24 protein-coding genes and 1 pseudogene are annotated in these 26,100 nt (G+C 43.9%); 20 read left to right on the top strand and 5 right to left on the bottom strand.

Translation table 11 applies throughout. From position 1 onward, the window contains the following. Positions 1-2 precede the first annotated feature (2 nt). The 5 genes from IPJ02_08340 (at position 3) to IPJ02_08320 (ending at position 5,932) form a co-directional block, all read left to right on the top strand. Complete coding sequence (locus IPJ02_08340) at positions 3-788, top strand: methionyl-tRNA formyltransferase (GenBank protein MBK7375553.1); 786 nt, start codon at positions 3-5, stop codon at positions 786-788. 57 nt (positions 789-845) lie between these two features. Then, positions 846-1,805, top strand: coding sequence for a class I SAM-dependent methyltransferase (locus IPJ02_08335; GenBank protein MBK7375552.1), 960 nt, complete (start codon positions 846-848; stop codon positions 1,803-1,805). Between the two features lie 66 nt (positions 1,806-1,871). Then, positions 1,872-3,296 carry an oligosaccharide flippase family protein gene (locus IPJ02_08330; GenBank protein MBK7375551.1) on the top strand — a complete coding sequence of 475 codons (1,425 nt, stop codon included), beginning with the start codon at positions 1,872-1,874 and terminating at the stop codon, positions 3,294-3,296. 81 nt (positions 3,297-3,377) lie between these two features. Further along, positions 3,378-4,592, top strand: coding sequence for a glycosyltransferase (locus IPJ02_08325; protein ID MBK7375550.1), 1,215 nt, complete (start codon positions 3,378-3,380; stop codon positions 4,590-4,592). 200 nt (positions 4,593-4,792) lie between these two features. Next, positions 4,793-5,932, top strand: a complete 1,140-nt coding sequence (locus IPJ02_08320) for a glycosyltransferase (GenBank protein ID MBK7375549.1) — start codon at positions 4,793-4,795, stop codon at positions 5,930-5,932. A gap of 13 nt (positions 5,933-5,945) precedes the next feature. On the opposite strand, the gene IPJ02_08315 is transcribed toward IPJ02_08320, so the two are convergent. The 3 genes from IPJ02_08315 to IPJ02_08305 all read right to left on the bottom strand — a co-directional run bounded on the left by IPJ02_08315 (position 5,946) and on the right by IPJ02_08305 (position 9,340). Continuing rightward, the gene (locus IPJ02_08315; protein ID MBK7375548.1) at positions 5,946-6,695 is read right to left on the bottom strand and encodes a formyl transferase; all 750 of its coding nucleotides are present in this window, start codon (positions 6,693-6,695) and stop codon (positions 5,946-5,948) included. A gap of 51 nt (positions 6,696-6,746) precedes the next feature. Further along, a complete protein-coding gene (locus tag IPJ02_08310; GenBank protein MBK7375547.1) occupies positions 6,747-7,724 on the bottom strand; it encodes a polysaccharide deacetylase family protein in 978 nt (325 codons plus the stop codon). Positions 7,725-7,966: 242 nt separating this feature from the next. Then, positions 7,967-9,340 (bottom strand): hypothetical protein, encoded by a 1,374-nt coding sequence (locus IPJ02_08305; GenBank protein MBK7375546.1) that lies wholly within the window; start codon positions 9,338-9,340, stop codon positions 7,967-7,969. Positions 9,341-9,643: 303 nt separating this feature from the next. Here IPJ02_08305 and asnB point away from each other — a divergent pair, with 303 nt between their 5' ends. The 7 genes from asnB to IPJ02_08270 all read left to right on the top strand — a co-directional run bounded on the left by asnB (position 9,644) and on the right by IPJ02_08270 (position 18,280). Then, entirely contained in the window at positions 9,644-11,554 is a 1,911-nt protein-coding gene (gene asnB, locus IPJ02_08300) for an asparagine synthase (glutamine-hydrolyzing) (GenBank protein MBK7375545.1), read from the top strand. Between the two features lie 59 nt (positions 11,555-11,613). Further along, positions 11,614-12,900, top strand: a complete 1,287-nt coding sequence (locus IPJ02_08295) for an oligosaccharide flippase family protein (protein MBK7375544.1) — start codon at positions 11,614-11,616, stop codon at positions 12,898-12,900. 14 nt (positions 12,901-12,914) lie between these two features. Then, on the top strand, positions 12,915-13,679 hold the full coding sequence (locus IPJ02_08290; GenBank protein MBK7375543.1) for an FkbM family methyltransferase: 765 nt from the start codon (positions 12,915-12,917) through the stop codon (positions 13,677-13,679). Between the two features lie 5 nt (positions 13,680-13,684). Next, entirely contained in the window at positions 13,685-14,773 is a 1,089-nt protein-coding gene (locus IPJ02_08285) for a glycosyltransferase (GenBank protein ID MBK7375542.1), read from the top strand. A gap of 3 nt (positions 14,774-14,776) precedes the next feature. Continuing rightward, complete coding sequence (locus IPJ02_08280) at positions 14,777-16,012, top strand: hypothetical protein (GenBank protein MBK7375541.1); 1,236 nt, start codon at positions 14,777-14,779, stop codon at positions 16,010-16,012. Between the two features lie 19 nt (positions 16,013-16,031). Further along, complete coding sequence (gene glf, locus IPJ02_08275; GenBank protein MBK7375540.1) at positions 16,032-17,189, top strand: UDP-galactopyranose mutase; 1,158 nt, start codon at positions 16,032-16,034, stop codon at positions 17,187-17,189. Positions 17,190-17,281: 92 nt separating this feature from the next. Continuing rightward, positions 17,282-18,280: a glycosyltransferase family 2 protein gene (locus tag IPJ02_08270; protein ID MBK7375539.1), complete on the top strand. Its 999-nt coding sequence runs from the start codon at positions 17,282-17,284 to the stop codon at positions 18,278-18,280. A 34-nt stretch (positions 18,281-18,314) separates the two neighbouring features. Here the strand turns inward: IPJ02_08270 and IPJ02_08265 are convergent, their stop codons facing one another. Further along, the gene (locus IPJ02_08265; protein ID MBK7375538.1) at positions 18,315-19,238 is read right to left on the bottom strand and encodes a hypothetical protein; all 924 of its coding nucleotides are present in this window, start codon (positions 19,236-19,238) and stop codon (positions 18,315-18,317) included. Next, positions 19,235-19,654 carry a hypothetical protein gene (locus tag IPJ02_08260; GenBank protein ID MBK7375537.1) on the bottom strand — a complete coding sequence of 140 codons (420 nt, stop codon included), beginning with the start codon at positions 19,652-19,654 and terminating at the stop codon, positions 19,235-19,237. Before IPJ02_08260 ends, IPJ02_08265 begins: the two co-directional genes overlap by 4 nt. A 2-nt stretch (positions 19,655-19,656) precedes the next feature. Here IPJ02_08260 and IPJ02_08255 point away from each other — a divergent pair, with 2 nt between their 5' ends. From IPJ02_08255 to IPJ02_08220, 8 genes and pseudogenes are all read left to right on the top strand, one after another. Continuing rightward, the gene (locus IPJ02_08255; protein MBK7375536.1) at positions 19,657-19,923 is read left to right on the top strand and encodes a hypothetical protein; all 267 of its coding nucleotides are present in this window, start codon (positions 19,657-19,659) and stop codon (positions 19,921-19,923) included. After that, complete coding sequence (locus tag IPJ02_08250; GenBank protein ID MBK7375535.1) at positions 19,904-20,980, top strand: glycosyltransferase family 4 protein; 1,077 nt, start codon at positions 19,904-19,906, stop codon at positions 20,978-20,980. The genes IPJ02_08255 and IPJ02_08250 overlap by 20 nt, the downstream gene beginning before the upstream one ends. Before the next feature lie 17 nt (positions 20,981-20,997). After that, positions 20,998-21,603, top strand: a complete 606-nt coding sequence (locus tag IPJ02_08245; protein ID MBK7375534.1) for an acetyltransferase — start codon at positions 20,998-21,000, stop codon at positions 21,601-21,603. Between the two features lie 175 nt (positions 21,604-21,778). Then, positions 21,779-22,710: pseudogene (locus IPJ02_08240) on the top strand (NAD(P)-dependent oxidoreductase). Positions 22,711-22,852: 142 nt separating this feature from the next. Then, entirely contained in the window at positions 22,853-23,452 is a 600-nt protein-coding gene (locus IPJ02_08235) for an acyltransferase family protein (protein MBK7375533.1), read from the top strand. Further along, positions 23,440-23,877: a hypothetical protein gene (locus IPJ02_08230; GenBank protein ID MBK7375532.1), complete on the top strand. Its 438-nt coding sequence runs from the start codon at positions 23,440-23,442 to the stop codon at positions 23,875-23,877. The genes IPJ02_08235 and IPJ02_08230 overlap by 13 nt, the downstream gene beginning before the upstream one ends. A 66-nt stretch (positions 23,878-23,943) precedes the next feature. Beyond that, positions 23,944-25,284 (top strand): sigma-54-dependent Fis family transcriptional regulator, encoded by a 1,341-nt coding sequence (locus IPJ02_08225; GenBank protein ID MBK7375531.1) that lies wholly within the window; start codon positions 23,944-23,946, stop codon positions 25,282-25,284. Positions 25,285-25,996: 712 nt separating this feature from the next. Further along, a complete protein-coding gene (locus tag IPJ02_08220) occupies positions 25,997-26,074 on the top strand; it encodes a potassium-transporting ATPase subunit F (protein MBK7375530.1) in 78 nt (25 codons plus the stop codon). Positions 26,075-26,100 lie beyond the last annotated feature (26 nt).

Genomic DNA, 26,100 nt, shown 5'->3' with positions numbered 1-26,100 from the left:
TAATGAGAGTTGCATTCCTGGGTTGCACGAAATATAGTGAAGAGTTGTTCCTGCATATCATACAGAACAAGGAAGTTGAAATTGCGGCGGTCTTCTCAATACCCCAACAGTTCAAAATAAGCTATAGCGAATCGTTGATAACGAATTCCAATTTTGCCGATATGGAAGCGCATGCAAAAGAACGGGATATTCCTTTTCATTATATAACCGGCGAAAAAGGTAAAAGGTTACAGGATCACTCGGCGTTTATTAAAAGACTGGAGTTAGATGTTATCCTTGTTTTAGGTTGGTATTATATGGTCCCACAGGTTGTCAGGTCACTGGCTAAATTTGGCGCCTGGGGAATACATGCATCCCTGCTTCCCGATTATGCAGGAGGCGCTCCCCTGGTATGGGCAATAATGGAAGGGCAAACAACAACAGGAGTAACCTTATTTAAGCTTGATGATGGCGTAGATAATGGCGACATCATTTTGCAGGATGAGTTCCCGATCCTTTTCGAAGATTCGATCAGGGAGGTATATCAAAAGGCAACTGAATCATCCATCCGTATATTGAATAAAGCCTTTGAACTTGGTGATAAGAATACGTTTACAAAACAGGACCCAGGAAAGATAAGGATATATCCACAGCGAAGTCCTGCTGATGGCCAGATAGATTTTAGCAAACCGGCACTAAGTATTTACAATTTTATACGGGCACAATGCAGCCCCTATCCCGGCGCATTTTTTTTAAGCGGAGATAATAAAAAGATAATTATTGAAAAGGCACGGATCCAGGATGTTTAGTTTATCGGGTCAACGATATCAATCAAAAGAATTGCAGGGGACTTTTAAAATAAATTAATGGAAAGGTTAAAAAAAATGTTCGCAAAAGACCTATTTATTCAGGGCAATAAAATTTCTTTTGACCAGCCGGACAGCAATAAAGCAGATAACCAGGTTCAGACATCAGATATATTTTCAGACAAGTGGGTAGAAGCCGCCGAATATGATAGTATTGAAAAAATGTATTCATTTCAATTGGATTGGTTCTTAAAATTATATGGCTTTGAAACCAAAGAAAAGCTGGTCTCTTTTTTAAAGGATAAGCATACCATTATTGATACAGGTTGTGGACTTGGCTATAAAGCGGCATGGTTTGCAGAACTCGCTCCCCATGCAGTTGTCCTGGGAACAGATATCTCAGATGCCATTGATGTGGCAGCAAAAAATTATGCCCATGTACCCAACCTGTTCTTCTTTAGGGGGGATATAGCAAATACAGGGTTAAAGAACGGTGTAATTGATTTTACCGTTTGTGACCAGGTGATAATGCATACCGAGGAACCAGAAATCACATTTAAGCATTTGAGTGATATAACCTCTGCTAAAGGTGAATTTGCCTGTTATGTTTATTCAAAAAAAGCATTGCCAAGGGAACTGGTAGATGATTACTTCAGAAAAGCCACCCACGAAATACCCAACGATAAAATGTGGGAATTTTCAGCTCAATTAACAGAGCTGGGTAAGCGCCTTTCTGAATTAAATGTATCATTCGATTGCCCTGAGATCCCAATGCTGGGCATCAGGGGGGGCGTCATTGATGTGCAGCGATTTATTTACTGGAATTTTTTAAAGTGCTTCTGGAAAGAAGACTGGGGTTTCGACCTGAGTAAAAGTACCAATTACGATTGGTACGCTCCAAGTAATGCTAAGCGGTTTAGCAAAGAAGAATTCCTAGATATGGCAAAAGCAAATGATCTTAAGGTAACCTTTCTTCACCAGGAGGAGGCCTGTTATTCCGGAAGGTTTGCAAAAGCCTGAAGGAATGGTGTACAACAAAAAAATAATAATTAGAAAATTGGTGATGGTTGACAAAAAAGCAAGCGAATGAAGATAAACCTGCTTAGGGGAAGTTTCACTTATGGAGCCGTTACAATAGTTTCCCGCATTGCGGCTGTTGCACTGATCCCAATTCTTACCCGTTTACTTGCGCCTGAAGAATATGGCGCCCTGAATATGGCCTTGACAATGGTGTTATTGCTGAACTATATAACTACATTCGAAGTTTCCCAAGCCGTTACACTTTACTTTACCGACCGCAACAGGCCCGATCGTGATACTTACCCGGGTACGGCCATCCGCTTCTCGCTGTTTATGTATCTGTTGCTGCTTGCCATTGTTCTGCTTTTGGGAAATATGATCGCCAGAATGATTGGAGACGTTAACATCCGGCCGGCTATCTTTATTGATGGAGCGATATTACTGGCGGCCAATGGATTTTATCTCCTCATACAAAACCAGCTTCGGTTAGAGTTTAAGACCAAAGAATATGCGTTGGTCACCCTGGGATATGTATTGCTCACAAGTATTGGGGCAGTAGCAGGCGCATTATTTTTTCATCATCCTGCAGAGGGTGTTATCCTTGGCCAGGCTTCCGGTGCGGCAATCATTGACATTGTTAGCATACTGATGCTGTGGAACAGATTTCGTGTCCCATTCAGTAAGGTGAAACTGCGTGAAATGCTGCATTTCTCTTCACCCTTAGTTCCGGCAGGCCTCCTGTTGTTGGGCGGCCAGCAGGTTCCTAAATTTATTTTAAGTATATACGGTAATCTTGAGGACGTAGGCATTTACGGGCTGGCATACCAGATTGCTGGGTTTTCCGCCCTTGCGGTATTGGGTGTACAAACGGCCATAACACCTTCCGTTCTTACCAACCATGAAGCGCCTGAAACACCGGGTATGCTTGGTAAATTATTCCAGAGCTTTTCTATAGTGGCATTGTTGTTCAGCGCCTTCTTAACCGTTTTCGCCAGGGAACTCGTTATGATATTCAGTGTTCCCAGTTATGGGCGTGCTGCAAATTTTGTCCCGGTGCTGGCTTTCGGTATCGCCCTGAATAATTTATATATTTTTTTCCCGGGAAAGATCATCAAGGGTAAATCAGCATCGCAGCTAACTGCAAGTGCCGCGGCGTTTCTGGTAGCAATAGTTACCGGCTTGTTCCTCACCAGGTTTTATGGTGTTAGGGGCGCTGCTATATCAACATTACTTTCAGCAGCAACCTTCTTTTTTATCTGGTGTGGTATCAGTCAAAAACTCTACCACTTACCCGTAAATTGGGGAAAACTGCTGATTGCAACACTGATAACCGCTTTCGTTTGTGCTATTAGCATTTTCTTTATCCCGGTTGGAATTACATTCTACATTATAAGTATAAAATGTGTTCTCTTGACTTTGCTTACATGTATTATAGCATGGGATTATCTGTTATTGTGGTGGAAGCGTTTGACAAGATATGGGACACATTAGTTAGAGTTAGTTCAACATTGCCATAGAATTTATATAATGACAGATAACAGAAATATAAATACTGCACAAAAGCCCAGGATCATGTATATCGACATGGCATATACCCTGAAAATGGTGAGGGAGCGGGAATTGGAGCAGGAATTTAGTTCCAGAGATTGTGGTGGATACTTTGAGTATGTGTGGGGCGTACACCCGATGGCTGATGTTCCTGAAAAACGTATTCCCGATTATAAAGGGTTTAAAGTATCAGAAACAAGGTTTTCCGAAAACCAGACTATTATTGAAGGGTCATCTGCATATTATCCGGGACTTAAAGGCTTGTTTCCGCTTAATTTTCTACTTTCACAAGTACGCTTTACCAGATACCTCATACACCTGGTTAAAAAGGAGGATATTTCTATTATTTTATGCACAGAACCATATTTTTCGGGACTTATCGGGCTCTTCATCCGGTTTTTTACCAAGTCAAAACTGGTGATTTGGGTAGTAGCCAACAATGATGATATCTACAAAGCAACCGGCGCAACGGCTATGCCGCGGCTTTACAAGCTGCGATGGATCGAAAAGATGGTAGAGCGGTTTGTGTTCAGGCGGGCGGATCTGGTGGCTGGTGCAAATCAAAATAACCTGGAGTATGCACTGAACAATGGTGCAAGATTGAGTAGGTCAACTGTATTTCCTGTTGGTAAGTTGATACACCCGCAGCACATGAAAGATCCTGCATTGAGAGAGAAAGAGTCTATTTTTGATGTAAGCAAAGCAGATTATCATTTTGTTTATGTTGGCCGAATGCTTGACCTGAAACATCCTGACGACGTGATTCGTGCTTTTGCCGAGATTAGCAGTAGAATTCCTTCCTGCGCTTTGATCATGGCGGGAGACGGACCCATGAAACCGGAACTGGAGCAAATGACGGTTGATCTGAGGATACAAAATAAGGTTCATTTTTTGGGAAACATTAGCCAGTTAAGAATAGCAAATTTACTCGCCGGTTGTTTTACCGTACTCAGCCCATTGACCGGAAGATCTTTAATAGAAAGTGCGCTGGCCGGGTTACCCATTATAGCTTATGACAGGGATTGGCAGGTAGACTTTGTTGAAAAGAACAAAGCAGGTGTGATCGTTCCCTTTCGCGATTGGAAGAAGATGGCTGAAACCGCAGTTCGTTTTATTCAGCACCCTGATGTGGCAAAACGTTTCGCGACAGCCTCCCGGAAAGCAGGCCTGGAAGCATGCGATAATGAAAAACTTTATAATCATGAAAAAAAAGAGTTTGAAAAGCTTCTGAATAGATAATTTCAATTAAATTGAAAGGCACTTTTCAGGATGGCTATATCACTTTGGCATGTTTGAATATTCAGGGTTTCATAGTAATATAGGGCCAGGTTCGTATAAATGATTATCAATAGTGTTCTAATGCTTTAGTATTTTTTTACCCCAAATTTCATACAATTCCGGAGCTGATATATTTTTAAAAATAATTACATATTTAATTTTTGAAAATTTTACATCTTATATTTTCGGAGCAGGTTGCAGGAGCAGAGAAATATCTGTTGGATCTGCTACCTGGTTTGCAAAACGAGGGTATTGAAACTCATTTGATTTGTGTAACGCCCTCCCGGGATGCATACAAGTTTAATGGGTTTTGTATGGAGCTTAACAGTAAAGGGGTAAAAACAGTGTTAATAACAGGTACAGTTACCGGATTTCTTGCAATAGCCAAACGCATTAATAGGTACCTGAGTGAAAACAATATTCAGTACCTGCATGCACATTTATTCAAATCTGATTTATTGGGGGTGATGGTAAAAAAAATATTCAATAAAAAAATCATCCTTCTCTCAACCAAACATGGATATGAAGAGAAATATTGCAGTAACTACCATTATTATCAAGGGAAAATTAAGTATAACCTTTATTATTTTATTTCAAAATACCTATGCGCCAACATTAACTATCAGTTTGCTGTATCAAAGGCCATGTCAGATCTGTATTATCAGTTAAAACTTACTCCAGATAGATTATCATTCATACATCATGGGATTAAAATTCCCCCTGTTATGGAAATAAACCAACCTTACAAATACAGATTTGCTAAAAAGCAATTGATAATTCTTGGACGGATTGAAGAGGTGAAAGGCCATAAATATCTGTTTGATGCATTGCCCGCAGTAATTAAACTTTTTCCTGATCTTAAGTTACTTGTTGTTGGCAATGGTACGCAATTGGAACAATTACAGAAACAGGCCAACACACTTGGTATTGAAAATAATATTTTGTTTTTGGGATTTCAGCAAAATCCATACCCCTACATTGCACACTCAGATATTTTAGTGTCGCCTTCTTTATATGAATCGTTTGGACTGGTTTTCATTGAAGCTTTTGCCATTAAAGTGCCCGTTGTCGCTTTTAATACTCCTGCAGCCAATGAAATAATAACCGATGATGAAACAGGTTTGCTTGTTCCGGTAAATAGCAGCCAGGCCTTGGCCGATAAAATTATTTATGTATTGCAAAACCCCGGAGAAGGAAATCGAATGGCAGTTAACGGGAACAAAAAATATGTTGATTATTTTAATACTGAAAGAATGGTAAAGGACACCGTTAATTGGTATCATACTATAATGGATAAATAGCATAGCTATTTTATTAACCAAAGATGTATTGCCAGATCGTTGGCTGGTAATACATCGTGCCTTTTTCTGTATTTCTACTTACTTCATAATTGCCTACCAGTACCGCAGGTAAAATATTTTTCAATGCATCAATACCTATGGCAGTCTGTAGTATGGGGTACGTGGTAAAGTTATCCGTTTTACCAGGCAGGGTATATACTTGTTTCAACACATCCCCGGTATCAACCCCGGCATCTACCAGGTGAATGGTTGTGCCAAAATTCTTCACGTCTTTATTGTACATGGCCCAATAGCCTCCATGGCTACCCCGGTACCAGGGAGTAATGCCCACATGCATGTTTATGAAAACGGCATTGGTGCATTGTAATATTTCTTTACGGATGATCCGGGTGCCGTTTACAATAACAATACCCGGGTGTAACTGCAGGAGCAATTGTTTGCAGGATTCATCATTCACGGAAGAGACCCGGGCTGTTTTTCCGGGTGGGTAATCAGTATCGTAAAGCTGGTATTGCTCAATAAGTTCCTGTCTTCTTTTTTTGGCCTTTCTTCTTAAAAAGGGAACAACGATCACTGAGAATAAGGCCTGCCCGATCACTTTTACAGGTCCTATCCTTTTCATCCGCCGTTTAAACAGTGTCCTCCTTGAAACAGGGGTTTCTATGATGGCAGCTTCTATGGTAAAATCGCGGCAAAGGGCATTGTAAACCCATTTGGATGATTCGCAATCGGATGCCAGGAATACTATTTTTTTATTTTGCATTATTTGCTAAAAGGCCGGATGATGTTTTCGGTGTAAAACCCCAGGCCTGCTTTATAAACCGGCGGCTTCCTTCATGGTAAGATTGGTAAAGCCGTAAGTTCTGTTCAGTTTTTTGTAATGATCGAGCAATACGGTAAGGTTATTCATATTTTCCTTCAGGTTCTCACCAAAATTATGAGGATGCCACCAAAGATGATACAGTTCATTTCTTTTTGCCGCCACCGTCATTTCGTTCATGATCCTTTTCAGCTTCAGTTTCTCCAGCCAGGCCAGCCTTTTGTTGTAAGGCTTTAAAAAGCGGCTAGCAGGAATATTTACAGGTCCGCTTTTACGGTTGTTCAGTGGATGTGTATTATACCCGGAAATAGGGAAGTAGGTATCCAGCAAACGGCATAGCCTAATGAACGGGATATCCCCGGATAATCTTCGTGGCTTATAGATCCAGGATTCCGGGTTACCCCTGTAAACAGCCATCCCGTTCTTGCATATGATATCAAAATACTCCGGGTTGACCTGGTTCCGGGGAAATACAAGACTTGTTATTTCCACGTCATTAGCTGCTGCGATCTTTTTTGCTGCTTTAACATCGGCATCAAAGTCGGCAGCTTTCTGGCCCTTTTCCAGGCAGAAATAATGGCTGAACGTATGTGAACCGATCTCATGGGAGCTTTGCTTTATCAGTTCAAATAAACTGTAGCCGAAGTGGTAGGGATCATCTGTTTCATCATTGCCTATGGAGTTGAACTCATTTATATAAACATTATACCCATTGTTAGAGTAGGCCGGCTTTTTTTCAGGAAGGTAAGGAAGTAAATCTTCTTTGTTTTTGGCAAACAAGAAACCTACCGTGGCAAATGTTATCTTAATATCATGATCTGCAAACAAAGAAAGCAGGCTGGGTATTACCTCCTTCACACCGGTAATGTGGCTGCCGTAATTCTCCCTGGTTGTTACATCCCAGACTCCCCAGAGTAGCTCGAAGTCCAGGGATATTACAAATACTCCTTTATCATTATTGTAAATACTCATTTAAAACCAGATACTTTCCGTTTGTTAGATGCCGTGAAATTAATTGTTTTACTTCATATCAATCATGCCGTGTAAAATAAAGTTTTTATAGAAAGGGGACCCGAATTTCAGCAGGGACCAAGTCGGCCGCCTGATAATACATTTTCACTATGATAGTACTACTGCTGTGCCTTTCACTATGAAAATCTTTCTTCATTACCCGTTATCCTTGCGGAAAACCAGGAGGTAAAAATTCATTCTGATTATGAAACCGGCATAATGTCACGCCATGTATCCGTCATCTTGTTCTTTCTTTTTTCCATTGTCCGTGCATACATGTTCACCAGCATAAAATACATGAAAGGAAGTAGCACGATCTTATACCGGACCATGGTGCCAAAATTAAACGTGGTAAAACCAATGATCAGGGCAAACAAGACCGTGATCAGAAAGCAAAAAAAGATATACGGGTCGGCAAAGAGCAACCAGAAGAATCCCACTATCCTTGTTTTAAAGAATACGAACAACGTAGACAATAATAGCAGAGTTGATTCAAGCGAAGAGAAGAAGATAATCAATTTTTTGCTTTCCCATAAGAACGGCCGGTAAAGACAGGATAAGATCACAACCGGGCTCCTGGCCATCATGCTGCTGAATGACGAACCGATGTTTGCCATCTCAAACCCAGCCTTGCTGGATTCATCCTGTTGCTGGGTGACCTGGTAATTCTTCTGAAAATTTTCAATCTGTGAAACAGACTCTTCCGCCAGGTCATTTATCTGCTCAGAAAAATCAGAGTAACTCAGGAAAAAATAAATACCCAGTATAGTTAAAGCTATCAAGGCAAATTTTACCGGAATGATCTTTACTTTTTGAAAAAAGGTAAACAGGATTGTAAAAAAAACGACAGTTACAAGGATGACAATGATGTAACTCTTGATCACATAAACGATGTAAACGCACAACGCAAGTAAGATCCAGTCTTTTGCTATCACCCTTTTGTTTGCGATGGCATTATACAGGATACTGATAATAAAACCGATCCCGCCCATGCAAAGGGACTCCTTTAAAAGCCCGCTGCCCCAAAACCAGATAGCGGGCGTATATAAGACCGCGAAAGCAAGCAGCTTTTGATATTTCCCCTTATTGATACCGTTGAAGACCATGAAAAGTTTCCATTGTCCCATAAAGGAAAACATACCGAAAAAGATGGATGTGACCAGGTACTTATTGAAAGTAACCAACGAAGCGATTGCCGAAGCCTTCATAATGGCCAGGGAAGACCCGGTGGCGATATAGCCATTGAGACCACCCACTCTTCCTTCCTGGAACGAATAAAGGCGCTGGATCTCTTCTGCCGAAAAGAAAATGTATTTGATGTTGTTGATATCTGTCAGCAGGAGCCCTCTCAGGTAATTACCGCCTTCATAATACGTAAATGAATCCCCATACCCGTAGTAGTATTGTACCATTAACGAATATCCAATGGCTCCAAGCATGCGTAATGCGAATGCCGTAATGAATATTTTCCTCAATTCCCTGTCCTCAAATTTTAATGACCGGCGCTTTACCAGGATATAAAAAAGAAAAAGATAGAGTGGTAATAAAAGATAATCGTATATCGTTATGTGCTGCATCCGGCAGTTCTATGGGGTGTTTTAATGTGGCCCGGGATCAATGAAATATCATTGCAATATAGTCAATAGTTTTTTACGGGCGTGGCCCCCGGGCGGATGGGTAGTGTCCTATTTTGAATATTTTGTGACCTGTCATGCTGAGGAACGAAGCATCTCAGGTTAAGCAAACGATCCTGATCAGGAGATCCTTCGTTCCTCAGGATGACAATCATTCAAAATAGGACACTACCGCCGGATACGGACGGGAACAGGCATTTTTACCTTTATAAACTTACCTTTGCATTGCTAAATTTTTAAATAACTATGTGTGGTATCTCCGGCTTTACCGATTTTACTAAACGAACCGGCAGGGATATTTTAGAAAAAATGAACCGGGTACTGGCTCACCGGGGACCCGACGGGGAGGGGTATGGAATATATGATGCCGCGGCTGCAACGGTCGGGCTGGGCCACCGCCGCCTGAGCATCATCGACCTTTCGGAAGGTGGCCGCCAGCCACAGACCTTCCGCCACCTGCACATAACGTTCAACGGCGAGATATACAATTACAGTGAAATAAAAAAGGAGCTGGAGCAAAAAGGACACGAATTTCACAGTCACAGCGATACCGAAGTGATCTTGCACGCCTACGACGAATGGGGCAGCAGCGCCCTGCAAAAATTCATCGGCATGTTCGCCTTTGTTATCTATGATGAAAAACAACAGCAGTTATTTGCCTGCAGGGACCGGGCGGGTGTTAAACCCTTTTTTTACTACCACAAGGATGGCCTGTTCTTATTTGCTTCTGAGTTAAAGGCCATGCTGCAGCACCCCGCTTTTGTTAAGGAGATCAATAAAGATGCGGCCGCTGCCTTCATGCAATACGGGTATGTACCTACGCCTCATTGCATCTATAAGCATACATTCAAACTGAAGCCGGGCCATTTTTTAACAATGGACCTTACTTCCCAAAACATACGGACACAGCAGTACTGGAACGTATATGATGCATACAATAAGCCGTTGCTTGATATACCTTTTGCAGAAGCGCTGGCGGAAACGGAAAAAGTGCTTTCAAAGGCTTTCGAATACCGCATGGTGAGCGATGTGCCGGTAGGCGTGTTCTTAAGCGGGGGATACGACAGCAGTTGTGTGACCGCCCTGCTGCAGAAGAACCATACCGAGAAGATCAAAACATTTACCATTGGGGTACCCGATGATGGATTGAATGAAGCGCCTTATGCAAAAGAGATCGCTGCGCACCTCGGCACCGACCATACGGAATATTACTGCACCCATAAAGAGGCCATTGAAATTGTTCCGCAATTGCCGTTCTTTTATGATGAGCCTTTTGCCGACAGCAGCGCCATACCCACATCGCTGGTAAGTAAGATCGCCCGGGAGAAGGTAACGGTGGCCTTATCGGCCGATGCCGGGGATGAGATCTTTGCCGGGTACAACCGCTATGATTACATACTGAAGTACGGAAAGAAACTTCAGAACATACCGGGGATCATGCGCAAATCAGCAGCGGCGGTCATGGATATGGTTCCTGCCGGTGCCATACCCCTGCTGAATAAACAATACCTCTTTCACAGCCGGTACGAAAAAGTGAAGACCTTTTTAAAAAACCCTTCCGAAAAGAATTTATTAAAGAACATAACACAGCACATGACCGAGGGTACGGTCAACAGCCTGTTCAAACAACCCGTCCGTGTACTGCCTTCTGCCTTTGACAGTGATGAACTGGATGCTGAAAATTATTCGATGCTGAGTTACATGATGGCCGTGGATTACCAGACCTATTTGCTGGATGATATCCTTCAGAAAGTGGACCGGGCCACCATGAGTGTAAGCCTGGAGGGCCGGGAACCCTTTTTAGACCAGCATGTAATTGAATGGGCTGCCCGGTTGCCGCTATACTATAAATATAATAAGGGCAATAAAAAATTCATCATCAAGGAGATCGTTCATAAATACATTCCAAAAGAAATGATGGACAGGCCAAAAATGGGATTTGGTATTCCCATCGCCGGCTGGCTCGAATCCGAACTGAAACCATTTGTTGACCGCTACCTGGATGAGGCCTTCATCCTGAAGCAGGATATTTTCAATAACGACGAAGTGCAGCGGATCCGGAAAGCATTTTACAACGGCAAAAAAGAAAGGGCGGAAAAGATCTGGTTCTTACTGATGTTCCAGATGTGGTACGACAAATGGATGAATAATAATTAATATCCCGGCCGGGATAACTGCTTATTCAAGGGAATGGATCTGCCGGCCGTTCCAATACCATGCTGAAAAAGGACAATTTTTTAAAATACCGGAACAGCCCGGCTGTTAAGTCGCTGGGCATTTACACCTTCACCAATTTTTTTGGAAAAGGGGTGGCCTTCCTGTTGCTGCCTTATTTCACCAACGTACTCACCAAAAGCGATATCGGGCTGATAAGCCTGTTCAGCAGCGCCATCATTTTTTTAATGCCCTTCATCTCCATGGGGGTACTGCAAAGCGCCAGCACCGACTATTTCAAACTTAATAAAAAAGATTTCAGGGATTTTTTCAGCACTGGTCTTTTACTGCCGGTGGGGGTCTTTCTTTTATCCCTTGGGGTATTTTATATTCTTCGTAATGTATTTACGGACAAATATGATTTTCCCCTTTCCTTCATCTGGCTGATACCGGTTGTTACCTTCCTGTCCTTCATCAGCCAGCATGCCATTAACCTCATCCGCAATGAAGAGAACCCGAACCTTTTCATGAAAGCCGTACTGGGCCGTTTGTTCCTGGAGATAGGGCTGGCCATTGCCCTGATAAGCGGGTTGAAGATGGCCTGGGACGGAAGGATCACCGGCATTGTGATATCCTATGGGGTGTTTGCCTTGTATGCTTTTTACTTTTTTATCCACCGCGGCTACCTGTTCGGGGAGATAAAGAAACAGGTGATCAAAGAGGAACTCATCTTCAGTGTGCCCATCGTTGTCATGCAGTTCAGTGTTTTCTGCATGAACTATTCCGATGGCTTCTTCCTCTCCCGGTTCACCAACGATAATAATGCCGAAGTAGGGGTGTATTCCATTGCCTGTATTTTCGGTTCCATCATCGTTACCCTCTGTTCGGCGCTGCTGCAATACATCCTTCCCCGGATCTATAAAATGCTGTCGGAACCGAAGATCGACTACCAGGCCATCCGGAAACTCTTTTGGGTGTATATGGGCATCATGACCGCCGGCCTGCTGCTGCTGCTGCTGTTCGTACCCCTTGCCTACCGGTTCATGGTAAATAAGACCTACCGCCCCGGGCTGGATTATTACTGGCTCATCTGCATCGGGTACTACTTCTGGACGATCGCCTACCTGTTCTTTTCTTTTTTATTGTATTACCGCCACAAGCGTAAAATAATCGGGCTGTCTGCAGCGTTTGCCTGTATCAGTTTAACCAGCAACTATTTTTTTATAAAGAACATGAGTTCCATGGGTGCAGCCATCTCTGTTTTTTGCAGTTACTTTATTGTTTTAATGATAACTTTATTTTTTACCCGTAAGCAAATGAGCTTTATCTTTAAAAGATCACAACCCTAAAATCAATTTACCGGATGAAAGAATTTTTATACAAACTGCTTGACCTGTCTACTTTTGGAAGAGGAATGAAACGGACCATCAACGGGCACGACGTGCGGCTGCCAACCCGGTTCTACCGCTTCTTCCCCGATAATTACGAGAAGGATAATTTTCAATTCTTTTTTTCCTCCTGCAAAAAGGGGGATACCGTACTGGATTTTGGTGCACACATCGGCCTGTTTGCCGCCATGGCTTCCCAGGCCGTTGGTCCCACCGGGAAAGTATATGCTTTTGAACCTTCTCCATCCACCAACCAGCTGCTGAAGAAGACGGTGCAGATAAACAATGCAGCCGGCATCATCAGCACGTTCCAGAAGGCCGTGGGCGGTTCGATCGGTAAGACCACCTTCTTTGTTTCGGAAGGGCAGGCAGACAATGCCAACAGCCTGGTGAACTATAAAGAAGACAGGCCCTTTCATGGAATTGAGATCGATGTGACCACCATTGATGCATTTGTACAGGAGCAGCAATTGACAAAGATCGATTTCATCAAGATCGATGTGGAAGGCGCCGAATATGATGCGATGAAAGGAGCCGTGAAAACATTTAAACGATTCAAGCCAATAGCCATCCTGGCCATACATCCCGAACCGGTGAAGGCAAAGGGCGACAGCCTGGAAGCGATCTACGACCTGGTGAAGGAACTGAACTATACTGCCCTGTACCAGGATAAACCCATCACAAAAGAAGAATTCTGTTCACAGACCGATCTCATCGACCTACACCTTATACCGGCCTGAGCAGCATGAGCGACAAAAAGACCATACTGCATATCATTGACAATATGGGCCGTGGCGGTGCGGAGGTTATGCTGGTAAAAGTGCTGAAAGAACTGAAAGAGTATACCAATATTGTAGTAACGCTCAACCCGCAAAACCATTTCGGCGAAGAGTTCACCTGCGATGAATATCATTGCCTCAACATGGGATCCTTTTCCCGGTTTCCTTTGGCCGTACTGCGTTTGAGGAAGTTCATCCGGCAGCACAAGATCGATATCGTCCACTCTCACCTGTTCACCGCTACGCTGGTTGCCCGGTTTGCCACTTCGAAGAACATCCCGCTTATCACAACAATACATACCAATGTCTCCGCTTCCGCTGAATATAAGAAGTGGTACCTGCGGATGCTGGAGAAGATAAGTTACAGCAAACACAAGACTACGATCGTAGGGGTGTCCACGGGAGTGATGGAACAGTATTTTAAATTCTTCGGCCATCAGCCATATAAAAAATACCTGCTGTACACGTTTGTGGATATAAGGGAATCAGGCAACCCGCCTGCTTCCGTGCCTGTTAATACGGGCAGGGAAATGTTCAGGCTGGTTACCATAGGCGCCCTGCGTTATCCCAAGAACCAGCAGTACCTTATCCGGGCATTTGAAAAACTGAAGGATGAACCATTCGAACTGCACATTTACGGATCGGGGGGGATGCAGAAAGAACTGGAACAAATGATCATGGATACCGGTGCACATGTTATACTGGAAGGCGAAGTAAAAAATGCCAGCCGGCTATTACCGCAATACGACCTGTATGTAATGCCGTCGGAATTTGAAGGGTTTTCTTTGAGCATGCTGGAAGCAATGGCGATGCAGGTTCCCATGCTGGTCAGCGATATCCCTTCCTTCCGGGAGCAATGTGCCGGTACGGCGCTGTTCTTTGACCTGGAAGATATCAATGACTTTATTGCGAAGCTCAAACAGCTTGCTGCGGGCAAAGACCTGCGTGACAGGCTGGCAATGGCCGCAAAGCAACGGGTACTGAACAACTTTACACTTGAACATCACATGCAGGGCCTGCGAAAAATTTATTCGGATACGTTAAATGATAACTGACCCGTGAACGGAAAAAATATCTTATTCATCTCGTATGACGGCATGACCGATCCTCTTGGCCAAAGCCAGGTGATACCATACCTGCAGGGACTGAGCAAGGCGGGATACAATATCTTTTTACTGAGTTGCGAAAAGAAACAGGTTTATCAGCAGCATAGAAAGACCATACAGGCTATACTGGATGAAAGCAGGATAAACTGGGTGCCGCTGAACTATACGAAAAAACCGCCGGTGATCTCCACGCTTATCGATATCATCAAGATGAGGCAGGCGGCCAGGAAGATTCACCGGCAACATCATATGGATATGGTGCATACCCGGCCGGGTGTACCGGCCCTGGTGGGATTATGGATGAAGAAAAGAATGGGGGTAAGATTCCTGAACGATATACGGGAGTTTTATGCCGATAGCAGGGTAGAAGGCAAAATGTGGGATGTGGCCAACCCGCTGTACAAAGCCGTGTATGACTTCTTTAAAAGAAAAGAAACAGAAGCGGTTGAAAAGAGTGATGGCATTGTTTGCCTTACCTATGCAGCAGAAAAGATCATTCAAACATGGCCGGCATATAAGAATAATATTCCCCTGGAAGTGATCCCCTGCAGTGCCGACCTGGATCTTTTTAACCCGGACAAGATCACCGAAGCTGAAAAGGGGAAGCTGAGAGCGGACTTGAATATCAGCAAGGATGATTTTATCATCAGCTACCTGGGTTCTGTCGGTGGCTGGTACCTGGTGGATGAAATGATGCAGTTTTGTAAAATACTCTGTGATAAGATACCGGCCACCAAACTTCTTTTTGTTTCACCCCATCGCCATGAAGAGATACGGATTGCCGCTGCCAAAGCCGGTATCATGGACGGCAGGGTCATTATTCAAAAAGCGGGCAGGCAACAGGTGCCCGGGTTGCTTTCGGTGAGTAACTATTCGGTTTTTTTTATCAGGCCCTGTTATTCCAAGCAGTCGTCATCGCCTACCAAGCACGGTGAGATCATGGCGATGGGCATTCCCCTTATCACCAACAGCGGGGTGGGAGACGTGGAGACGATCGTAAAAATGTTCCATGCAGGGATCGTGATCGAAAATTTTACCGGAATTGAATTTGAAAAAGCGGCAGATGAAATTGCAACAGGGATCTTGTTCAATACGGAAGATATAAGAAGGGGCGCAAAGGAATTTTATTCACTGGAAGAAGCCAACAAAAAATATATCGGCATTTATAACCGTATTCTGGGGCAATGATTTATTTTGCAATATAGCTATGGGTAAAAAATATTTGATCATCGGGGCAGGTTTTTCAGGTACCGTACTGGCCAACCAGCTGGCTCAGCATTCAGCATGCAGTATTGATATATGGGATGAACGGGACCATATTGCGGGCAACTGCCATACCCAACGGGATGAACAGACGGGCATCATGGTTCACCAGTACGGTCCGCATATCTTTAATACCGACAGGAAAGAGATATGGGATTTTGTGAACAGCCTCGTTGAGTTCAGGCCCTATGTACACCGGGTGAAGGCGATGAGCAACGGCAAAGTATATTCATTGCCGGTGAACCTGCATACCATTAACCAGTTGTTCGGAAGATCATTCACCCCCGGCGAAGCAAAGGCTTTTTTAGAAACACTGGCCGACAGTTCCATCACCGACCCGCAAAATTTTGAAGAGCAGGCATTGCGCTTTATCGGCAAAGAACTTTATTATGCATTTTTTTATGGCTACACAAAAAAGCAATGGGGTTGTGAACCAACGGAACTTCCTGCATCCATTTTAAAAAGGATCCCGGTCCGGTTCAATTACGATGATAATTACCACAACAACCTGTTCACCGGCATCCCGGTAGACGGCTATACGGCAGTGATGGAGAAACTGGTCGACCATCCTGCTATCCACGTAAGCCTGAATAAGAGATTTGATCCATCCATGGATACCAGCGGGTACGACCATGTTTTTTATACCGGGCCCATTGATGCCTGGTTCGATCATAAGTATGGCCGGCTGGGTTACCGCACGGTGACCTTTGAAACGCATTATGCCGATGGCGATTTCCAGGGAACCACGCAAATGAACTTCTGCGATGAGGATGTGCCATACACACGCATCACCGAACACAAGCATTTCACCAACTGGGAGCAGCACGATAAGACCATCTACTTTAAAGAATTCAGCAAGGAGACGGAACCTGCCGATATTCCTTATTATCCCAAAAGACTGGAACAGGACAAGAAACTACTCCTGCAATACCGCCACGATGCCGAATCCCTCGAAAAGGTATCTTTCCTCGGCCGCCTGGCCACCTACCGCTACATGGATATGCACCATGTTATTGGCGAGGCCCTGGATTTTGCAAAATCATGGCTGGAAGCTGCCAAAAATGGCCAAAAACCCCCTGTTTTCCCCAATGTGGAGGCATAATGAATAATTTTCACCTGTCTGTGCAATAAGCGGATTCCCATCCCGTTATAGTATTGTCCAAATATCTCTGAGTAAAACCAAAATGCCATCCTATGGAAAAGGTAATTGCTGTGGTTGTTACATACAACCGTAAAGCACTGCTTACTGAATGCATAGCTGCACTTCGCAAACAATCCCGCCCTTTAGATGCGATCCTTGTTGTAAACAACGGAAGCACCGACGACACAGAAGAGTGGCTCTCTAAACAGGGTGACCTGACCTTTATCAATCAAAAAAATGTGGGTTCCAGTGGCGGTTTCAGTACCGGGATAAGCTGGGCATATGAAAATAATTATTCGTGGATCTGGTGCATGGATGACGATGGTTACCCCAAAGAGGATGCGCTGGAAAACCTGTTGATGGCCGACGACGGCTGCCTCCGCCTGCTTAACTGCGCCGTTATTGATAAAGCCGACAAGAGATCATTTGTGTGGAAAACACAGCAATACAAAAACCTTGATGAGGTTGATTGCAAATACATTGATGGGATCGGGCACCCTTTCAACGGCACCATGCTGCACCGCCGCATCGTGGAAAGAGTAGGCGTTCCCAAACCAAAATATTTTTTGTGGGGCGATGAGACAGAATACTACTACCGCATTGTACGGAGCAACGAAATACCCGTTCGTACCGTGGCCAACAGCATTCACTACCACCCGGCTACCGCATTTTCACTGAAGAACGACTGGGACTACAGCACCGGCTGGAAGATGTACTACTACGTACGCAACCGTTTTCACATTCACCAGGCCAAGTTCAATAATAAAGCCGTTGCCTTGCTGAATTACTACTGTTTTATTGTGGCCTTTACCGGTGTGGTGATGTTGTACCAGAAGACAGACAAACTGAAAAAATTAAGTTTCATCATGTGGCCGGTCACCGATGCCTTCAACAATAATTTTGAAGCAACGCCCCCGACCATCCTGTCGAAATTAAAGACCGACGAGAACTTTACCCTTACAGGTTCGATCAACGGATACCTGAAGAATACCTGGTCGGCCATATTCACACCTATTGCAACAATACGTGGCCGCAGGGCCGCCAATGCATAGGTTATTTTACTTGTTAAAATAGCCCCCTCTGAAATCACGCAGCTCCGTCATCTACGGGGCTGCTTTTTATTTTACGGGTCCTGTCCTGTATCAGGAAGAGGGCGATAATGTAAAAAGGCATACAGGGGATCTTGTAGCGTACGAGGGAACCGAAATTGGGTGTAGTGGCTCCCACAAAAAGTCCGAACAAAAGGGAAAACAATATGCAGTATAAAATGACCGGGTCGTTTCTGACCGCCTGTAATGATTTAAAAGGGCCCGCCTTGAACAGTACGTATAAAGTAAAGAACATGATGAACATACTCTCGAAAGAAGACAGAAGGGTGGCTAACTTCCTGGATTCCCAGATAAAGGGGCGGTAAAAAGTGGCGATGATCGCAGCCGGTGCCAGTTTCAACAGGCTGGTAACACTGCCGTCAAATTCCACTCCCAGTGAAAAGTTGGAATCACCGCCTCCCGGTGCCGCCGGGTCACGGTAGCTGCTTCGCTGTTTACCGATCTGTTCAGTGATCCCCTCCGCAGCATAGGTGCCCAGCTCTTCCTTGAAGCTGTTCATTACACGCTGCCCTGCCACCACGCTTCCTGCGATCAGCACCAATCCCAGTGACCATTTGAAAAAACGGTTCTTTACCAGGTTCACATTTTTTAAGATAAGGTACAGTATAAAGAACGGCACATAGGAAATAAGTATATAGATCTTTAATACCGACAGCAGGAAGCCAAAGAATGCCAGTATGATAAGATTCTTGAGCAGGTCTTTCTTCTTATAAAAGGCCTCATACATGGCATAGGTTATCCAGCCGAGCGCACTGATGCATAAAGGATCTTTTAAGATGCCCGAACTCCAGAAAACAAACGTGGGCAGGTAAAGGATGGCAATGGCAAATTGCCTGTGCAGGTGCGGGTATTGCTCGTAAAAAAAAGCGATACAGCCTCCACACCCCGAAAAAGCGATCATGGAGAAAAGAGGTTGGTGATGAGGTATTTTCCAAAACTGAAAAATGACACGATGGCAACCACACGGGCAACCATGTAATTATTCTCTGCCCGGAAATAACCCAGGTTCAGCGGATTTCTAAGTAAGGTCTGGTCATACTCCGGCCCGGGAAGGTATAGCCATTTGATGTGTGAAGCATCTTTCAGTATCAGGTTATAGATATTCGCTCCTTCGGTATAATAAAGTATGAATGAATCCCCTGGGGAAAGAATTGAATTAAATAAGGTGAATGGCAACACGGCCAGGGCCTTGATCCAGAAACCCTGATTGTGATAATGCTGCAGGACCGGGTCATCGTAATTGGAACGGCGTGTACGGAAAAAAAAGTAAAAGAGCGCAACATAAACCGGGTATAATATGAATTCGGCAAATCCCATTAATGGCTGTAAAATTTTTAAAGGATGGACTTTATTTATTGCACAGAATTCATTTATCCGTAAGCCCCTTCAAATTTATCTTAAAAAATCAATTTGTCTTTCAATATTATGAAGTTATTTTTGAGTGCAGGAATATCCATTATTCATTAAAACAAACCATTGCCCGAAAAAAGCGTACAATAAAAACTGGTCCGCATAACCACCGTGCCCATGGCATTGCGCTATTTACTTCCGGGGCAAATGCACTTTATGTCTCAAAACGGCTTTGATGTGCTTATGATAAGTGCGGATGGAAAGGAACTCCCCGAAGTGATCCGGCAGGAGCAATGCAGGCATATGATCGTACCCATGACCCGGCAGATAACAGCTTTCCGTGACCTGCAATGCCTGTTCCAACTGATACGGATATTCCGGAAAGAGAAACCGGATATTGTACATACCCATACCCCCAAAGCAGGCTTGCTTGGGATGCTGGCTGCACGGGTAACAGGTGTTAAAGTAAGGATACATACGGTTGCAGGGCTGCCCCTGATGGTAGAGAAAGGGATCAAATACCAGTTGCTCAAATTCATTGAAAAACTGACCTGCATGTCCGCCAGCCAGGTTTGGCCAAACAGTAATTCATTAAAAGAATACATCCTGGAAAAGAAACTTTGTAATCCCGCAAAGCTGCACATCATCGGTAAGGGTTCAACCAATGGGATAAACACTAATCGCTTTAACAGGGAGATACTGGATGAAAAGATCATCAGCGCCGTTAAGGAACAGGTTCAATACACAACACAAAATAAGTACCTGCTTTGTATCGGAAGGCTCGTGGCTGACAAGGGAATTGTTGAACTGGTGAATGTATTTGTGCAGTTGCAAAGAACGGACCCCGCTTTAAAACTGGTACTGGTTGGCGGTTACGAGCCAACTCTTGACCCGCTGCCTGGAAAGACCATGCAGGAAATTGAAAAGAACAGCGGCATCAGACACATCCCTGGACCGATCATGTTGAATACTATATGTACTGCCCATTATTTTGTTTTCCCTTCACACCGGGAAGGTTTTCCCAATGTGCTGCTGCAGGCAGGTGCCATGGGGTTACCGGTCATCTGCAGCCATATAACCGGCAACATTGATATCATAACCAACAATGAGACCGGGTTGATATTCGGTAGCGGCAATGAACAGCAGCTGCTGAAGATGCTGCAGTATGCCATCCTGCACCCGCAGCACCTGAAGAGTATGGCAGAAAAGCTGCAGCAGGAGATAAAGGAAAATTACCGGCAGGAAAATATCTGGCAAAATATACTTGCCGCATACAAAACCTTGGTAAATTAGATAATTAATAAAGGAGTATGATACTGATCGGGTATTCCGGGCATGCATTTGTTGTTCACGGCATCCTGGCATCTGCCGGGAAAAAAGTTACCGGCTATTGTGATACGGAAGAAAAGGCATTCAACCCGTTCGGCCTTTCCTACCGGGGTGCAGAAACTTCTGAAAACGGATTGCAGGCGTTGAAGCAGGCCGGTTTTTTTATTGCGGTCGGTGATAATGCCATCCGCAAGAGGATATACGACCAGCTGGCACAACAGCACCTGCTTCCGGTAAACGCAATTCATTCCTCAGCCGTTATTGACGGCTCCGCCAGCATTGCATTACACGGAGTGATGATCGCTGCCCATGCCAGCATTAATCCCCTGGCAAAGATCGGCCCGGGAGTTATTTGTAATACAGGATGCATCATTGAACACGAATGTGTAGTGGGTGAATTTGCCCACATCGGCCCGGGGGCTGTATTGTGCGGCAATGTACAGGTTGGCAACGGAACATTTGTAGGGGCCAATTCAGTCATAAAGCAAGGCATCACCGTTGGTAAAAATGCCATGATCGGTGCCGGCGCCGTGGTAGTGAAAGATGTGGCGGATGGAGCCACCGTGGTAGGCGTTCCGGCGAAATGAACGGGATACGGAGAAACGGATACTAGATACTAGATACTGGATACTGGATACTGGTCACTAGTAATTTGTTGGGAGCATCCGGTATCCGGCATCCGGTATCTGGCATCCGGTATCTGGCATCCTGTATCCAAACCCCTTATCTTTGCAACGCAAAAAAATCTGACATTATGAAAGTATTAGTTACCGGGGCGCCGGGTATATCGGCTCCGTATTGGTTCGCCAGTTATTAAGCAAAGGTTACCAGGTAAGGGTTTTGATTCCCTGAAGTTTGGCGGCGATGCACTCTATGATGTAATGCTGCACCCTGATTTTGAATTCATGAAAGGGGATGTACGCAATGCGGATGATGTGGACAATGCACTGAAAGGAATTGACGCCATTGCACACCTTGCTGCCATCGTGGGCGACCCTGCCTGTAAAAAATTCAGTGAAGAGGCCAATGAGACCAACTGGGACGGCGCTGTACTCTTATTCAATAAGGCGGAAGCCGCCGGTGTAAAACGTTTTGTTTTTGCCAGCACCTGCAGCAATTATGGCAAAATGCCCGACCCGGATTCCTTTGTTACCGAAACATCGGCATTAAACCCGGTTTCCTTATATGCAGAGCTGAAAGTAAAGTTTGAAAAATATTTACTGGAGGAAAGAAAGGACAGCAGGATGTGCAGCACCGCTTTGCGGTTCAGCACCGTATACGGATTCTCTCCCCGGATACGGTTTGACCTGACGGTGAATGAATTCACCCGTAATGCCGCCGTTCATGGCGAACAGGAAATATGGGGCCAGCAGTTCTGGCGCCCTTACTGCCATGTGGATGACCTGGCCAGGTCGGTGGTACTGGTGCTGGAAAGCCCGGAAGAAAAAGTGAGGGCCAATGTATTTAATGTGGGCAGTACCGAAGAGAATTACAATAAAGGGATGGTGATACAGGAGGTCTGCAAAGTGGTGCCCAATGTAAAAGTGATCTATGTTGACAGCAGTGAGGACCCGCGGGATTACCGGGTGAACTTTGATAAGATAAAGAATGAACTGGGCTTTACCATAACCAAGAAAGTTCCGGATGGCGTGAAGGAAATTTACACCCTGTTGAAAACAGGCATTGTTACGGATTCGTTTTCACAAAATTCCGCAATATATAAACCGGGCCTGCAGCAGATCTCCCGCTGCAACGGCTGGTTTTTCGATCAAAATGAAAACAGGCTTAGCCAACATCAGGTATTTGCATATTGCCCGGGGGTTGGCAGCCTTGCTGGTGGTTTTTTTTCATTCAAAATTCGTTTTCTGGGTTGGCGGAACGGTTTACAGCAAAGAGGTCGGCCTGCACAGCATCGGGGATTATATCTTGTTCTCAGCAGATATGCTCAGCTCCTGCGGTAAAGAGTGTGTGATCGTTTTTTTTATCTTATCTGCCTTTGTCATCCGGCATTCTTTTTCCAGCCATCATTATAAATGGGGAGATTTCTATAAGATACGCCTGATAAGGATATACTGGCCATTTTTGTTCTCATTGGTCTTGTCCATACTCACCCTTGTCATTTGTGTAAATTATATAAACCCGGATATTTACACAAGCAGCTTCAGGCAGTACAACAGCAGGCTCAGCGATGCTTATAACGGACTTTCCCCGGCCCAGGTGATCAAAACGGTCTTTTTCATTGAAAATGGTGAGTATGCAGGATTCAATTATGCTTACTGGTCACTGGGTCATGAACTGATCTTCTACCTGCTTTTTCCGGTATACAGCAAGTTGGGCAGGTATGCAAACTGGTTCGTGGCGGCCGGGCTGGTCATTTTGTTTGCATTGACCGGGTGGACGGTCTTTTATTACCAGGCTTTCTTGTGGCAGGCCTGATCCTTTACGACTACTTTAATAACTTTTCCGGAACCCCGGTCATTAAAAACAAAATTCTCTACCTGGTTATCCTTGCCGGCTTTTTTGTTTTGGTCAATCTTACCAACAGGATGATCTCGGAAAAGTTCTCCGATGTGGTTACCTTGCTGTTTTCCTTTTTCATTTTTGATTATATACTCTATTTTGTTAAAGGTAAAAATACCCTGCTGATGAAACTGGGCGACATCAGCTACAGCCTGTACCTGAATCATTTGCCGGTACTACTGTTTACTTATTCGCTGATCACTTTGTACACCGGCCAGTTGGTTTATTACAGCAGGATACCTTATTATACAGGCGTATGTGTTGCGGTACTGGTCACGATCCCCCTGTATCTGTTAACGGAAAAGCCTTCTATTGCCTATCTGAAGAAACTGCGGAAATAGAAAACCTTCCTGCAGACAGGGTTGCTTATATTTTATCTACTTTTGGAGCATAATAGTAATAAAGGGTTGAAAAGGATATTGATCATAGATGATGAAGAAAAACTGCGCAACTTACTAAGCCGTATCATTAAACTGGAGGGTTATACTGTAACTGAAGCCGGCACTTTAAAAGCAGGATCCAGGTTATTGGAAAAAGAACCCATTGATATAGTTCTCTGTGATGTAAAACTCCCCGATGGGAATGGCGTTGATTTTGTAAAGGAACTTAAGCCTAAGTATCCCCATACGGAGATCATTTTACTTACTGCCTATGGCAATATTGCTGATGGGGTGCAGGCCATGAAGAACGGGGCTTTTGATTATATCACCAAAGGTGATGATAATGATAAGGTAATCCCATTGCTGAACAGGGCCATGGAAAAAGTGGATCTGCAGAAGCGTGTTGAACAACTGGAGCAGCAGGTAGGAAATCGTTATACGTTCAATGCTATTCTTGGTGATTCAGCGTCCATAAAAGACGCTGTTGATAAAGCGAAGAAAGTGGCGCTTACCGATATGCCTGTTTTATTACTCGGCGAAACAGGCACCGGGAAAGAAGTATTTGCTCAGGCTGTTCACCAGGCCGGCAAAAGGAAAAATAAAGATTTTGTAGCACTTAACTGCAGCACTTTCAGTAAGGATATTCTGGAAAGTGAATTATTTGGTCACAGGCAGGGAGCATTTACCGGGGCTGTAAAAGACCAGAAAGGGTTGATTGAAGAAGCGAATGGAGGCACCTTATTTTTGGACGAGATCGGGGAAATGCCTTTGGAACTTCAGGCAAAGTTATTACGGGTTCTGGAAACCGGGGAATATATAAAATTGGGCGATACCAAACCCGTACGGTCCGACTTCAGGCTGATCGCCGCAACCAATAAAGACCTGCAGAAGGAAAGTGAGGAAAATCGTTTCCGTTCTGATCTCTATTACCGGTTAAATGTATTCCAGATTAAATTACCGGCCTTAAGGGAGAGGGGTAAAGATATTGAAGTACTTGCGAAATATTTTGTTCAGCAATACGCTGCCAAAACAGATAAACCTGCTTTAAAAATGGACACAGGCTTCTTACAGAAACTGGAACAATATAGATGGCCGGGAAACATCCGGGAACTAAAAAATATCATTGAGCGCAGTGTTATTTTATCTGATGGGGAAATACTTACGGCACCGTTGCTGCCTTTTGATATACAGTATGCGGTGCTTCCGCCCGGGAATGCATTATCCGCTTTTTCCATGGCCAGCATGGAAAAACTGCAGATTCTGAAAGTGCTGAACTATACAAAAGGGAACAAAGCCGAAGCTGCCCGGTTACTGGAAATTGGGATCACTACGCTTTACCGCAAACTGGAAGAGTATAATATTTCCTGAACAGCTTATCAAAATGATAACCAACCCTTCCAAAACAGAAGGGTTTTTTATTTGCTTCTTCTCCCTGAATTTTCTAAACCATTCATTTTAAATCAATTGATTCGGTTTTTGTATTTAGGGAGCAAATTTTGGTATACGGCAGCTACAGTGAGCAACAATAAATCAAATATTAAAGAAAACCTGGTAATAATTGCCGTTTGGCTATTTGCTTTATCGCTGCTTATTATTGTTAACTGGAAGATTATCAGATTAATAAACCGATAAAATGGAAACCTCGACGAAAATTTTGCTCTTAATTACTATGTACGGCCTACCTCTATGCCTTGCAATTATGTACAGAATAAAGGAAAACACCAAAATGAAACGAAAAATGGTTAAACGAAAAGAATTTATTCACTCCTGTACAGATTAATGATCGAAAGTAATCTCAGTGTGATTTGAGTCATGCTATCAGCTGACTAAAAACAGCAAGCTGAGGAAATTTCTTTTTGTCCTTTGTTTAAAGCAAAAGATAAATATTGATTAACAATTTTAAAAAATGAAACTATGCTTACAGCGATTCTCTATTTGGCAGGAATAGCCGGGTTTGTTCTTTTTTTCAAATTCATCGACTGGTTTGAAAAAATCTAAAATGATGGCAGCAGTTTGTATTTAATTCAAACATCATCTGCCTTCATTTTATTGATTAAATCATTTAAAAAACGTAATTCAAATGTTACTATTATTCATCATCGCAATCCTGGTCTTTATCTACCTGTGTTATGTACTGGTAAAACCGGAGAAATTTTAACCCCCATCCCCTAAAGGGTTGCAGTA

It is taken from the genome of Chitinophagaceae bacterium (assembly GCA_016710165.1).
In the GTDB taxonomy this organism is placed as follows: domain Bacteria; phylum Bacteroidota; class Bacteroidia; order Chitinophagales; family Chitinophagaceae; genus Ferruginibacter.
The sequence above is the reverse complement of the archived record's forward strand: the minus strand, read 5'-3'. Positions and strand labels throughout refer to the sequence as shown.

Bases quoted from the DNA above. Each gene is read 5' to 3' on its own strand.
- IPJ02_08340 (MBK7375553.1), top strand. From the start codon at position 3: ATGAGAGTTGCATTCCTGGGTTGCACGAAATATAGTGAAGAGTTGTTC.
- IPJ02_08335 (MBK7375552.1), top strand. From the start codon at position 846: ATGGAAAGGTTAAAAAAAATGTTCGCAAAAGACCTATTTATTCAGGGC.
- IPJ02_08330 (MBK7375551.1), top strand. From the start codon at position 1,872: ATGAAGATAAACCTGCTTAGGGGAAGTTTCACTTATGGAGCCGTTACA.
- IPJ02_08325 (MBK7375550.1), top strand. From the start codon at position 3,378: ATGTATATCGACATGGCATATACCCTGAAAATGGTGAGGGAGCGGGAA.
- IPJ02_08315 (MBK7375548.1), bottom strand. From the start codon at position 6,695: ATGCAAAATAAAAAAATAGTATTCCTGGCATCCGATTGCGAATCATCC.
- IPJ02_08310 (MBK7375547.1), bottom strand. From the start codon at position 7,724: ATGAGTATTTACAATAATGATAAAGGAGTATTTGTAATATCCCTGGAC.
- IPJ02_08305 (MBK7375546.1), bottom strand. From the start codon at position 9,340: ATGCAGCACATAACGATATACGATTATCTTTTATTACCACTCTATCTT.
- asnB (MBK7375545.1), top strand. From the start codon at position 9,644: ATGTGTGGTATCTCCGGCTTTACCGATTTTACTAAACGAACCGGCAGG.
- IPJ02_08295 (MBK7375544.1), top strand. From the start codon at position 11,614: ATGCTGAAAAAGGACAATTTTTTAAAATACCGGAACAGCCCGGCTGTT.
- IPJ02_08290 (MBK7375543.1), top strand. From the start codon at position 12,915: ATGAAAGAATTTTTATACAAACTGCTTGACCTGTCTACTTTTGGAAGA.
- IPJ02_08285 (MBK7375542.1), top strand. From the start codon at position 13,685: ATGAGCGACAAAAAGACCATACTGCATATCATTGACAATATGGGCCGT.
- glf (MBK7375540.1), top strand. From the start codon at position 16,032: ATGGGTAAAAAATATTTGATCATCGGGGCAGGTTTTTCAGGTACCGTA.
- IPJ02_08270 (MBK7375539.1), top strand. From the start codon at position 17,282: ATGGAAAAGGTAATTGCTGTGGTTGTTACATACAACCGTAAAGCACTG.
- IPJ02_08265 (MBK7375538.1), bottom strand. From the start codon at position 19,238: ATGATCGCTTTTTCGGGGTGTGGAGGCTGTATCGCTTTTTTTTACGAG.
- IPJ02_08260 (MBK7375537.1), bottom strand. From the start codon at position 19,654: ATGGGATTTGCCGAATTCATATTATACCCGGTTTATGTTGCGCTCTTT.
- IPJ02_08255 (MBK7375536.1), top strand. From the start codon at position 19,657: ATGGCTGTAAAATTTTTAAAGGATGGACTTTATTTATTGCACAGAATT.
- IPJ02_08250 (MBK7375535.1), top strand. From the start codon at position 19,904: ATGTCTCAAAACGGCTTTGATGTGCTTATGATAAGTGCGGATGGAAAG.
- IPJ02_08245 (MBK7375534.1), top strand. From the start codon at position 20,998: ATGATACTGATCGGGTATTCCGGGCATGCATTTGTTGTTCACGGCATC.
- IPJ02_08220 (MBK7375530.1), top strand. From the start codon at position 25,997: ATGTTACTATTATTCATCATCGCAATCCTGGTCTTTATCTACCTGTGT.